This is a genomic window from Niastella sp. OAS944, from assembly GCA_024809215.1.
GTDB lineage: Bacteria > Bacteroidota > Bacteroidia > Chitinophagales > Chitinophagaceae > Niastella.
Map to the genome: position 1 here is coordinate 451,255 of JANUBW010000004.1, position 12,423 is coordinate 463,677.

The 12,423-nt window shown below is 45.4% G+C and carries 7 protein-coding genes; 1 reads left to right on the top strand and 6 read right to left on the bottom strand.

All coding sequences use genetic code 11. From position 1 onward, the window contains the following. The first annotated feature begins 16 nt into the window (after positions 1-16). A complete protein-coding gene (locus GGD38_RS20090; RefSeq protein ID WP_375302182.1) occupies positions 17-1,765 on the top strand; it encodes a sodium/solute symporter in 1,749 nt (582 codons plus the stop codon). 183 nt (positions 1,766-1,948) lie between these two features. On the opposite strand, the gene GGD38_RS20095 is transcribed toward GGD38_RS20090, so the two are convergent. The 6 genes from GGD38_RS20095 to GGD38_RS20120 all read right to left on the bottom strand — a co-directional run bounded on the left by GGD38_RS20095 (position 1,949) and on the right by GGD38_RS20120 (position 12,139). After that, the gene (locus tag GGD38_RS20095; protein WP_375302183.1) at positions 1,949-3,064 is read right to left on the bottom strand and encodes a glycoside hydrolase family 88 protein; all 1,116 of its coding nucleotides are present in this window, start codon (positions 3,062-3,064) and stop codon (positions 1,949-1,951) included. A 201-nt stretch (positions 3,065-3,265) separates the two neighbouring features. Next, on the bottom strand, positions 3,266-6,178 hold the full coding sequence (locus GGD38_RS20100) for a sugar-binding domain-containing protein (RefSeq protein ID WP_375302184.1): 2,913 nt from the start codon (positions 6,176-6,178) through the stop codon (positions 3,266-3,268). Then, on the bottom strand, positions 6,178-6,975 hold the full coding sequence (locus GGD38_RS20105; protein ID WP_375303869.1) for a rhamnogalacturonan acetylesterase: 798 nt from the start codon (positions 6,973-6,975) through the stop codon (positions 6,178-6,180). Before GGD38_RS20105 ends, GGD38_RS20100 begins: the two co-directional genes overlap by 1 nt. Position 6,976: 1 nt before the next feature. Continuing rightward, positions 6,977-8,875 carry a rhamnogalacturonan lyase gene (locus GGD38_RS20110; RefSeq protein ID WP_375302186.1) on the bottom strand — a complete coding sequence of 633 codons (1,899 nt, stop codon included), beginning with the start codon at positions 8,873-8,875 and terminating at the stop codon, positions 6,977-6,979. A 128-nt stretch (positions 8,876-9,003) separates the two neighbouring features. Next, entirely contained in the window at positions 9,004-10,686 is a 1,683-nt protein-coding gene (locus GGD38_RS20115) for a beta-xylosidase (RefSeq protein ID WP_375302187.1), read from the bottom strand. A gap of 10 nt (positions 10,687-10,696) precedes the next feature. Further along, on the bottom strand, positions 10,697-12,139 hold the full coding sequence (locus tag GGD38_RS20120) for a glycoside hydrolase family 28 protein (protein WP_375302188.1): 1,443 nt from the start codon (positions 12,137-12,139) through the stop codon (positions 10,697-10,699). Positions 12,140-12,423: the final 284 nt, after the last annotated feature.

Here is a 12,423-nt window from a genome sequence, read left to right on the forward strand (position 1 = left end):
ACTTTTGCAGCCCACTATGAACACGCTTTCGTCAATTGACTACATTATTTTCGTCCTTTACTTCATATTGGTGGCCAGCTATGGCTACTATGTTTACAGGAAAAGAAAGACCGCAGAACACGACTCAAAGGCTTTCTTCCTGGCGGAAGGTTCATTAACCTGGTGGGCCATTGGTGCTTCGCTGATCGCTTCCAATATCTCTGCTGAGCAGTTCATTGGAATGAGTGGTGAAGGTTTTTTTGTTGGTACTGCGGTTGCAGCTTATGAATGGATCGCTGCAATAGCCCTTATCATCATTGCCGTATGGTTTATGCCGGTGTACCTCAAGAACAAGATCTACACCATGCCCCAGTTCCTGAAAACCCGTTACAACGATACGGTGGCATTGATCATGGCCATTTTCTGGTTATTCCTGTACATCCTCGTTAACCTCACCTCTATTCTTTACCTGGGCGCTACCGCTATCACCGGCCTGGTGGGCGATGCTACAGCCGGTACGCCTGAGTTCCAAAATATTTTACACCTTATTATGATCGGCCTGGCGGTATTTGCGCTGGTGATCACATTGGGTGGTATGAAGGTTATTGGTTATACCGACGTAATTCAGGTGGCCGTATTAATCATTGGTGGTTTAGCTACCACTTACCTGGCATTGACTGTTGTTGGTGTAAAACTGACTGGCAGCGATAGCGCCATCGCCGGTTTTAAAGCCCTGATGAACGATTCGCCGGAACATTTTAAAATGATATTGCCCAAGCCGGCAGCCACTACAGCTACAATCAATGATGCCCATAACCTGGATATTCAAAAATATGTGGTGTTACCTGGTATCGCTATGTACTTCGCCGGTCAGTGGATCGTGAACCTCAACTACTGGGGTTGTAACCAGTACATTACTCAACGCGCATTGGGCGCCGATCTGAAAACGGCCCGTACCGGTCTTATCTTCGCCGGTATGTTGAAACTGATGATGCCGGTGATCGTAATGTTGCCTGGTATCGCGGCTTATGTTTTACATAAACACAATGCGCTGCCTAATTTCAATGGTATTAAAGACGGTGCTTATTCAGCCGTTCTGGGCTTTTTGCCTTCAGGTTTGAAAGGTCTGTCTATCGCTGCGCTTACAGCTGCCATCGTGGCTTCTTTGGCCGGAAAACTGAATAGTATCTCTACCATCTTCACACTCGATATATATCATAAGTATTTCGGCAAGAATGATGACGAAAAGAAACTGGTGATCATGGGCCGGTATACGGTATTAGCCGCTATCATACTGGCTATTTTGTTTACCTGGAACGATCTGTTGGGTATAGGTGGCGAAGGTGGTTTTACCTTCATTCAGAAATACACCGGTTTTATTAGCCCGGGTGTATTCGCCATGTTCCTGTTAGGTATGTTCTGGAAACGCACTACAGGTACTGCTGCTATTGTGGGTGTGGTACTGGGTTTTGTGCTCGCCATCTTCTTCAATAACTATGCAGTTGGCATCTTTGGTAAAGAAACCTTGCTGTATACGGCTTATACTTATGAGAAACTGGAAAAAGGACAGGTTATTACAATAACTGAGATTCCCTTCCTTATCAACATGGGTTGGTCGTTTGTTATTACAGTAGCTGCCATGGTTGGTATCAGCCTTGCAGGTCCTAAAATAAATCCGAAAGCATTTGTGACCGATAAAAGCTTACTGAAACTTGATAACCGCACTATTGCATTAATTGTAATTACATTAATGTTACTGGCTGCGTTGTATGTTAAGTTCTGGTAGTTGATTCTACGGTAATGAAATAAACAAAAAACCTCACGATGTACATCGTGAGGTTTTTTGTTTATCGTAAAACGGCAAACGTGAAACGTGAAAGGGTTGCTGAACATTAAGACTCGCTTCTTCGGCAATCGTGAATCGGCAATCGGCAATGCGCCCTCGCGAGACTTGTATTACTCGTCAACTTTACTTCAACTTAACCATCTCACTTCCAGCCAACAAGAAACAACCTAAACCATAATCTTCAAAATCGGGGATCTTATCATAGGTTACCGGCTGGCCGTCCTTTGGTTCTTTACCAGTTCCCTGTACATAACCCAGCATACCATCGGGGTGAATACAATCTTTCATCATGGCGTTCCATGCTTTTAACATCGCAGGCCAGTAGGTTGCTTTATCAATGATATTATTGTTAATGCCCCAGGCCATACCATAAACAAACAACGCAGTACCGGTAAGTTCTTTACCGCCATAATTGGTTGAATCGGCCAGGCTCGCGTTCCAAAAACCATCGGTACGCTGCAGGGGAAGAACCGCTTTCAGCATGTCTTTATAATCCTGCAAATACTCATTATAGTGAGAATCGGTCTTTGGTAACATTTGCAGGGTGCGAACCAAGGCAGCTACCACCCAGCCATTGCCCCGGCTCCAGTAGCAATCATCGCCATTAGGCTCTTTATATGGGGGAACGAAATCCTTATCGCGCCACCAAAGCTTATCAGTCTGGTTGTACAATCCATTGCCGCCGTGTTTGTATTTACTGAAAGCATACATTTCATACATACGGCTGAAGTAGCTGGTGTCGTTGTATATAACACCTAAACGCACAAATACCGGCATAGCCATTTGCAGGGCATCTATCCAGTTCCAGTCGTCTACCTTTTCGGTACCCTTCATTATATCAATGGACTCTTTTATGTCTTTTATGCGTTCTTCTTTTTTATCCATCAGGTACAGGTCAATATAGGTTTGACCACAGCACTGGTTATCGGCATTACGGGTTTTTACCCCATCGCGCAGGCCCCAATTGTGTTTGGTACCCCAGTCGATGGCATAATTAAGATAATCTTTCTTTTTATCTACAGCATATAAAGCCATGAGCCCTTCGTAATACACGGCGCGCGTCCAAATATTGCTGGGGCGCTCCCGGTTGGTTACAATGCTTTTACCTGGGTCGGGCCACTTGTTCATGAAATACTGGTTGGTTAAACGCATTACCTTCAATACGTCTTTTTTTGCGGGCGCTTTCTGCGCCTGCACGGAAGCAGTCACCAGTAAGCCACCTGCCAATAAAAGTTTCATTCTGTTCAACATAATTACCTGATTAGCGAATTACTAAAATATTTGAAATCAAGACCTGTAAGGTGCGCCATTTGAGTTTGCCTTTGCAGTTGTTTCACGCGCTCCTGACAGGTCGGAACAAAGACTGACCAGACCTGTCAGGTCCAAGTCTACTCAAAAATTATTCAAGCTCAAGTGATGGACCTTACAGGTCTTATATGCTTAATTCAATTTCGGTTTTAGTTCATCCGGACTGTCCTTCGTATGCCCATCCCAGGTTTCGCGCGAAGGTTCAGTAAACAAAGCCTGCACGGCAGACAGCTCAACTGTTGATGACGGATTAAACTTCTCAGAGTGTACATAATTCATCAAACTTAATAATAACTGCTTTGTGGCCGGCCTGTCGTTTACGTTCTTAAGATCAATACTACTCATCAACAATTTGCCCTTCCCTACTTTGGCTTCCAGCACCAATGCCAGTTTGCGGTTCAGGAACCAGGTATCTATTGGCTGAAGTAATGGTTTAAAGCCTTTCGGAAAATCTTCCAGGTGCATAACCTGCGCTTTGTTCACCACATCCCACCACTGCATATCGCTGTGGTAAGTGGCCGGAAAATCGTTGAATACCGGATGCTTTGGATCACATACAATACCCAGGGTATGGGGTGGACGCATTTTAAACCAGCTGGTATTCCAGAATACGGGAGTAAAGTAATTTACAACTTCTTTTCCTTTTACAATCTTTCCACCGGCCTGTAAAAACACCCGGCCGCCACTCTCAAGGGTAGCAATCGCTTTTGCATCCAATGTATCGCACATGTACACATTATTGACAAAGGCATAATCTTCATCCTCTCCGTAAAACACCCATACATTCCAATCGTTACCATAAGTAGTACCCGCCACACTCACATCGAGGTTCAACCGCATAGGGTCTTTTACATTCTTCAGATCAAACTCAATGGTACCAACAGGCAGGCAATTTCCAATTACATAATCTTTTTTATCAAAAGCGCCTTTTGCAAGCACTTTACCGGCGCCGTCTTTTATCACCCAGTTTATCACAGCATTCTTTAATTCTTTAACGCCATAATTGAACAGCTCAACCTGCGCAGTTAACTTTTCATTACTGGTGTAAACAAATTTAGGCATGCGCACAAGCGGTACCACCGCATTACAAAAACGGCTTATTTCCTTTGGCGTTACGTAAGGTTTGTTTTGCCAAAGTGCATTCAACATACCTACCAGGGCAGTACCCTGACCGGGAAAATCCTGCAAACCCAGTAATTGAAAACCAGCAAGCCCTTTGGTACGCATGGTCTTTTCAATTTCATTTTTATAACACAACACCTGCAGTTTTCCACTGGCCATTAAAAACTGTTGGGCCTGATTGGCCATACCATGATCGGCCAACAACTCGCGGAACAATTCGAAATTCTTTTCTTTATATACGCCGTTAAAACGACTGATCTCATTAAAATCGGGAAATACGCACCACTGCCCCATTTCATGGGTTATGTATGGCACGTTAAACTTTTGAACCGTTTCGCTATAATCTGAATTGCTTTCAGGCGCTGCGTTCACCCAGCTTAAACCACGTGCGCCGGCCTTTACCATATATTCATTTTCGGGCACCAGCGGCCAGCTATTACCTACTGACGCACCTGTATACACGCGGCGTTTGTCTTTCGCCTGCCAGTAGTGAATAATGTCGGTAAGGAATTTTACCTGGTTTTTACCGGCTGGTTCATTACCACCGGGCGCTTCCATACAGAAGGATGCATAATTACCATACCAATCGGCCATGCGATCGGTTTCTTCATACAAATACTTATCAATAGGTTTACCATCGCCCATAGAGGTACCATGATTCACCCAACCCGGCGCTTCGGGTTGTAAATAAAAACCTGTTTTATCGGCCGCTTTAAATGCCGCTTCGGGCGGGCACCAGCTATGAAAACGCATATGGTTCAAGCCATGTGCTTTGGCTGTTTTGAACTGCGCTATCCAGCCGGCTTCATCCATTGGCGGAAAACCGGTCAATGGAAACTCGCAGTTATTTACGGTACCGCGTAAGAAAACCGGCCGGTCGTTGATCGTAAAGCCAGTACCAACGATCTTGAATGACCGCATACCAAAGGTCACTTCCCTTTGCTCTTTTTGTCCGTTGGGCGCCTGTAAGGTAACCTGTAGTTTATACAAGGCGGGGGTGAACTCATCCCACAATTGTACCTTATTACCCATGGGTAACGTAAACTCCTCAGTAGTGACGGAATCCACAATTGCCGTTACCCGGTTTACTGCAGGTACCTGGTGCGCTACATTGGTATTAAAAGCAGCGGCGGCAAGCGACAGTTTTATAGTGCCACTCTGCGTTCCTTTTAATTTCACCAATACAATTGCCTGTTTTTTGGCCACATCAGGATATACCTGCACGTTTGCTATATGTACCAGCGGTTTTGCCTCCAATGCAATTTTACCTATAACGCCATTCCAGTTTCCCTGGGTATGGTCGGTTAAACTATGCGAATCGGGACCAACATTAACAGCCTTTATACGATTATCGATACGAATGGTGACAATGTGTTTGCCCGGCGTTAGTGAAGCCGAAAGATCATACACGTGCGGCGCCACCAGGCTGTTTTGCATGCCTGCTTCTTTTCCATCAACCCAAACCATGGTTTCGGTATGACATCTTTCAAGGAACAGTTCAACATGTTTACCTGCAAAGCCGGCGGGCACCGTCACTTCTTTCTGATACCAGGCTGCGCCCACATAATACTTATCGGGCGTAAGCCAGAAAGGAAATTTAAGATTATCGGGTTGCCGGTACTTTTCCATTCGGGGGTTGAAGTACCAACTGCTATCGTAAATACTACCGGTCCACTTTGTATTCAGGGTCACTTTATCGCCCTTACCGTTGGTAAGCATTGAACCAGGTAGCCGGGTACTGTCTGACAATTTTTTATTGAACCATTGCTCCTGTATACCTACATCATTTCGATCAATTTGAAAACTCCATTTACCGGCAAGTGAAATAGATTGGGCATGGGTTGAGTTAAATGCAAAGAATAAAACCAGGGTAAGCACCCTTTTAAAAGGGTACCCACCCTTACAATATAGAGACATTATCATCACTTCAGGTAATTTTTAAGATCGCATTTTTTGAGCTCTTTAATGCCTTTCACAACCATATCGGCATTGAGGGTAGAACCTTCTCTGTTAGGATGGGTATGATCGCCGGGAAAGAAATTTTTAACGGAGTCGGCGCCCAGTGCATCGTACCGGTCGGCAATATAATCATTCAACGGAATAAAGAACGCTTTACCGGCAGTAGCCACTTCCTGGGCCCATGTACCATAACTACCATTGGCGCGTTCTGTTTTTCCATTTTTATAAATATTGCGCGGCACAGGCGAACATACAATAGGAATGGCGCCTTTTGCCTTGGCGTCGTTGATGTATTTACGCATATACCAGCCGTATGTATGCACTACTTCATTCACTTTACGTATAGGGTTATAGATAGCAGAACTGTCTTCGCCAATTCCTTTTATAGTTCCGCGGGCGCGGGCAGTATCGTCGAGCGGACCGCTATCATTATGCCCGAACTGCATGATCACAAAATCGCCGCGCTTTAAGGTTTCAAGTATTTTATCCCAGCGGCCTTCGGTAATAAAGGTACGGCTGCTTCTGCCACCAATAGCATGATTTTGAACAGCTATACGGGTTGTATCGAAGCGGTCGGCCATAAAGCTGCCCCAGCCCCATAATTTACTATCGCCTTTACCACTGCCATTCTTTACGGTTGAATCACCAATGATGTACAGGGTTGGCCGGTTTGCCTGTATCAATACAAATGACGATACAAGTATGAATGCTGCAATGGCCATTACTGCCGGCAGCAACCTGCGCTTATTGTTATTGTGCATGCTATTTATTTTTTGCATTGTCGTTTTTACGCGGTTCAATGATGCTAATGTGTGGTTGCGGCGGCTGGCTCATGCCTTCGCCCATATAAAAACCAGGATGTGGTGGTTGGTTATACGCCACATTTTGCCAAACAATACTCAGGCGGTATTGCGGGTCCTGCATCAGTGTATAAAACTTGTGTGTGGTAGGAATAGTAGTGGTGAAAATGCGCAGCTCCTGGTTATCGCGGGTGCGGTAGATCACTTCTTCGCGCCAGTCGCCGAGAATATCGGCACTTAAACAGGGGTTCGATTTTGTGCCATTGTTATGCGCGCAATTAAAATCCCGCGCATCTAATAGTTTAACGGTAGAACTGTTGGCATAATCCCACTTGCCAATAAGGGAGCCATTCAGGACCTCACTCAGCACATCGCCATCCCAATAAATACCCATATTACAGGCGGGCGTTTTATCGGCAATCTTATTGCCTTTACAATCGAAGAGACCGGTTATACCCGCGCCGGCTACCCAGCACTCATAGCCTTTATAACGAGGATCAATATCCAGCGCACAGGCACGGCCGGGGCCTTCACCATCTTCGCCGGCAGCAATAGATGGTTTCTTCCATATTACTTCACCGGTCTTTGCATCGCGAAAATTTGCACCGGCATCGCCAAAGCGTTCCTGGGTGCCAAACACTTCTATACCGGGCCGCTCAGGATCGAGATCAGACACATGTAAGGCATCGGCATGGCCAATACCGGTTGTGTACATACCCTTACCATTATCATCAACCGTCATTTGTCCGTATATGATCTCATCCCTGCCATCATTATCAACATCGCTTACGGTTAAGTTATGGTTACCCTGCCCCGCATAGGCAGCATAGCCTTTTTCCGTATCAAACACCCAACGCCGGGTAAGCTTTTTATTGTTGAAATCCCATGCAGCTAATACACTACGGCCATAGTAGCCACGGCACATGACCAGGCTGGGATGTACGCCATCGAGATAAGCCACACAAGCCAGAAAACGATCAACGCGGTTGCCATAATTATCACTGCGGCCATTTCCGCCAGAGCCGCCCCAACCGTCTATCCGTCCGCGTAAGGGCACATAATCAGTTGTATATAATGCAGCGCCGGTTTTGCCATCAAATACGGTCAGGTATTCGGGGCCATCGAGAATACGACCACTGGCATTTACATAGTTCTTTGATGAATCGCCAATAACTTTACCTTGTCCATCAATAGTACCATCGGCTGTTTTCATGGCAATCTCTGCACGCCCATCGCCATCGAGATCGTACACCATAAACTGGGTATAGTGTGCACCTTCGCGAATGTTCCGGCCTAAATTGATCTGCCATAAGAACTCGCCATTAAGCGTATAGGCCTGAAAGATGGGCGGATCGGTTATGCCATTGTGTGAATTATCGTGTCCTTTACCGGTTTGATGCAGAATGATCTCATAGGTACCATCGCCATCGAGGTCGCCAACACTGGCATCATTGGGCGCATAACCGGCAGGTGTTTTTAAAGGAATGGAAATATAACCTTGTGCAGCCGGTTTTACGGTATACACACGGGCATCTTTTACTTCTTTACCATTTACTATAGCTGCTATCTGATAAGTGTATGTTTGGGTTGAATCGGCTTTATCGTCGAGAAAGGAAGTTGCGGTGGTAACCGGACTGGTATTTAATTTAATGGCCTTGCCATGGTTAACCGAGCGGTAGATATTAAAACCAATATTACTGGCATCGGTTGCCAGCAATCGCCAGCTTACAAAATTGGCGCCTTTGCCATTGGGCATGGCCACTACGCCCCGGTTCAGGTATTCCATTTGGCGTTGCGAAAAAGCCATTATGGGCAATGAAAAAGCAAGAAGCAGGAAAAGCTTTTTATACGGCTTAAGCATGTAATCGTTATTTATTGGTTGGTTTATTTAGAACATGTAGCAACATTCTAAGCGCCTTTTTTCTGAATGGTTTTGGGCCTCCCCCCATTCCCCCTCCGGTGGAGGGGGGCTACATTTTAAGTAGCCAATTACCACATCATCTTAATAAAGACGATTCCCTGCCGTGGGAGTTGCATGTTCAACTGCAATAAACCATTTTTTGTTTTTACTTTAGAAGTACCTGTCTGTTTCAGCTGTCCGGCCTTTTGCAATTGCGCTATTTGTTGTGCCGTTGGCTGTTGGGGCGAGCCCATTTTTTTCCATACCTCATATGAATTACTATTATCACTATCTATTTTATATTGTTTTACCGTAATTTCTTTACCAGGTAAACCAGTGCAATGTAATTGTACATTGGCGGGCACACCGGTGGTGTCATCGTCATGATAATTCCAGATCATAGCCGATGCGCCACGTATATCCTTTGCAGCAATAGCGCCAATATCGGTAGTAGCATTACGCACACCCGAATCGCGAACGCTGAATAAAGGATACATACGATCACTTGTCACTTCTACTCTTCTTCCGCTCATCATGCCAAACATTCTGAACACGTTTAACACGGGTTTATCAACCCCATTGGTAGCGAGGTCGCGAAAGCCATAAAACCAGGGCTGGTCCTCAAACTCAAACGACCAGGAAACAGCGCCCAGCAGGTTCACATTAAAATGATCGGCCAGTAAATATTTGCGTGCAAAGGAGGCAGCAGTATATGAAGAATACATAGTGCCGTTGCGATAGGCATTCTCCGGATTGGTGGCCATGCCACAGGCGGCACAACCTTCGGGGTCACTCTCACCTATAACAATGGGTAAATGTTTCAGCTCAGCAAATGAGGCTACTATCTGAAACCCGCTGGCGATATCGCGCATTTGATTGCTGATGCCCATGCGTACATGACCATTTACAATTTTAGGCGCGCCCTTGGCATGAAAGGCAATAAAATCAATAGGTGCGCCAATAGCACCGGTGGCGGTATTGGTATCACTGATGCAATGTTTTAAAAATGTTTTCAAAAATTCAGCAGCGCCTTTACCCGATGGCCCCGTTACATGTGGCCCGCCGATACGGGCTTTGGGCAATGCGCGCCTTACCGCATCAGAAGAATAATCGTACAGTTTACAATACTCTTTTACATCGCCATGAAAATAGCTGCTATTGGGTTCGTTCCATAATTCCCAATACCAGCTTTCTACTTCCTGCTGTCCATATCGGCTTACACAATGTTTTACCCATTCATATATAAGCGCTGCCCATTTTTTATAATCAGCCGGCGGGTACGACCAGCCGGTAAATATTTTGCTGTAGGGTTGTCCCGGTTGCCAGTCGTGTTTGTATGGTTGAGGATGGGTTGAAAGCGCTTCGGGCATAAAACCAATTTGCGCCAATGGCTTCATACCGCGTTTGATGTATGTATCAAAAATACTATCGGTAATGGTCCAGTTATAAATGGGATTTCCATTGGCATCTTCGGTATAGGCGTTGGTACTACCCCATTTCAAAGCGGCCTTGCCATCGCCGGTGGTCAATAAGTTATGGGCGCGAACATAAACCGGTACAGGACTTAACGCAGCCAGTTCCGACAACAACTTTTTGCCGTCTTTCATATAAGTATAATTCGGTTCATCATAACCGAACCAGGCCCATATGGGTTTCATATCACCCGTTTCTTTTGCGTAGTTTATTTGTACAAGCGCATTATCCTGCGCATTGGCATTACATGCAATGAAGACAGATATGGCAATTACAATTCGTTTTATAAAGCAAGGCATACGTTGTTATTTATAGAGACTTCATATTTTGCGAGTTGCTCACCTGCAATGCAGCACCATCTGCCCCTGAGAACGATACATTATTAAACACCCAACCTGTAGCATAACTCACCGTGCCGGCGCTGTTGCCCTGTACCTGTACATTGTTATAATGAAAATCTTCGAGCAGCGATTCTTTTAAACCGGCTGCATTCACCACCTTCTTCACCCCTACTGCTTTTATATCGGATACATAAACCTGTTTAAAATGTGGTATACCTTTTTCAACAGGTTCCACTTTTGTAAGCATTACTTTCCAGTGCTGTGGCAGCGAATCGTAATTGTAACCAGCGGGCAAAGTGGAATAACTGTAAGCGGGGTTCCAGTTCATGGTGAACTGAAAGGCCGTACCTACGCTATCCATTTGAATATTACGGAAATGAATATCTTCTATAGTTCCGCCACGGGTGGTGGCCGATTTTATATGCAAGCCATTGCCTGTGCCTTTACCAATTAGATCGGTAGCCCATACATGCCTTATACCGCCTGACGTTTCGCTGCCAAGGGTAAGCAGCCCACCGCCTTTACGGGCTATGCATTTGCGTATCACAACAAATTCGGTGGGTTTGTTTACGCGCAGCCCATCGTAATCGCGACCGGCCTTTAAACAAAAATCATCATCATTACAATCGATATCGCATTTTTCGATGAGCACCCAGGTTGATGAATCAACATCTACCCCATCGGTACTGGGGCCTTTGCCATCTTCATTATTGCGAACGACAATACCATTAACGGTTATATAAGAGGAATACAGCAATTGAACCGTCCAAAAACCGGCGTTCTTTACGGTAACACCCACCAGTGAAACATCAGTAGAATTTTGAACAAGGATGGTACGTACGCGTTTGGCGTCGTAGTCAACGATCCAGCGCAGGCCTTTGGCCTCATACTCCTTGCGCATGGTCCAGTATTTATCCCAGCAAAATTTGCCGCGGGCATTGATAGTGCCGGCACCAGTGATGGCTGCTTTGTTTTGCCCAATGACATTGATGAGGGCTGCGGGCCATTTCATTTCAATGCCGGCAATACGGGTGTCAATTTCGGGATAGTCGGCAAAATTTTGGCTGCCCAAAATTTCTACTCCTTTATCTATTTGAAGTTGTACGTTGCTTTTTACAAAAAGAGAACCGGTTACATAGCTACCGGGGGTAAATACCACAACGCCGCCTCCAGCAGCGGCGCAGGCATCGATGGCGGATTGAATTGCTATTGTATTTAGCGTTTGTCCGTCACCTTTGGCTCCATATTTATTTACTGAAAAGGTTGTTTTGGAGGAAGGGAATTTGCGGGCGCCTGTTTTCTTTACCCAGGCTGGCTCTTTATCAAACGGCTGGCCTTTCACACTATTTATAGTACTACAGGCAAAACACGTTAAAATGGCAATTTTAAAGAAAGTCAACCGTTTGATCATCTACGCACCTATTAAGGCTTGTAAAATTAGGGGAAACGGGAACGCCACTATCCTGTTGCATCCTGTCATTCTATGAGGCATGTTACAGGGTTGCAGGTGATTCTATATTAGGAAAATGTTGCAGGTTACAAGTTTCAGGTTACAGAGGTGTAAGTTGTGACTATTGGGAACATAGGTATGTGTTACCGGTTTCCTGTTTACCAGGGCATGAAAATCGAACACTCCGCCAATTATCGTTCACTCCGAAATTTTTGCCTTGAAACTGGTACCTGCATTTTGTATTC

Coding starts and splice junctions, on each gene's coding strand:
- GGD38_RS20090 (WP_375302182.1), top strand. CDS start 17: ATGAACACGCTTTCGTCAATTGACTACATTATTTTCGTCCTTTACTTC.
- GGD38_RS20095 (WP_375302183.1), bottom strand. CDS start 3,064: ATGAAACTTTTATTGGCAGGTGGCTTACTGGTGACTGCTTCCGTGCAG.
- GGD38_RS20100 (WP_375302184.1), bottom strand. CDS start 6,178: ATGATAATGTCTCTATATTGTAAGGGTGGGTACCCTTTTAAAAGGGTG.
- GGD38_RS20105 (WP_375303869.1), bottom strand. CDS start 6,975: ATGCACAATAACAATAAGCGCAGGTTGCTGCCGGCAGTAATGGCCATT.
- GGD38_RS20110 (WP_375302186.1), bottom strand. CDS start 8,875: ATGCTTAAGCCGTATAAAAAGCTTTTCCTGCTTCTTGCTTTTTCATTG.
- GGD38_RS20115 (WP_375302187.1), bottom strand. CDS start 10,686: ATGCCTTGCTTTATAAAACGAATTGTAATTGCCATATCTGTCTTCATT.
- GGD38_RS20120 (WP_375302188.1), bottom strand. CDS start 12,139: ATGATCAAACGGTTGACTTTCTTTAAAATTGCCATTTTAACGTGTTTT.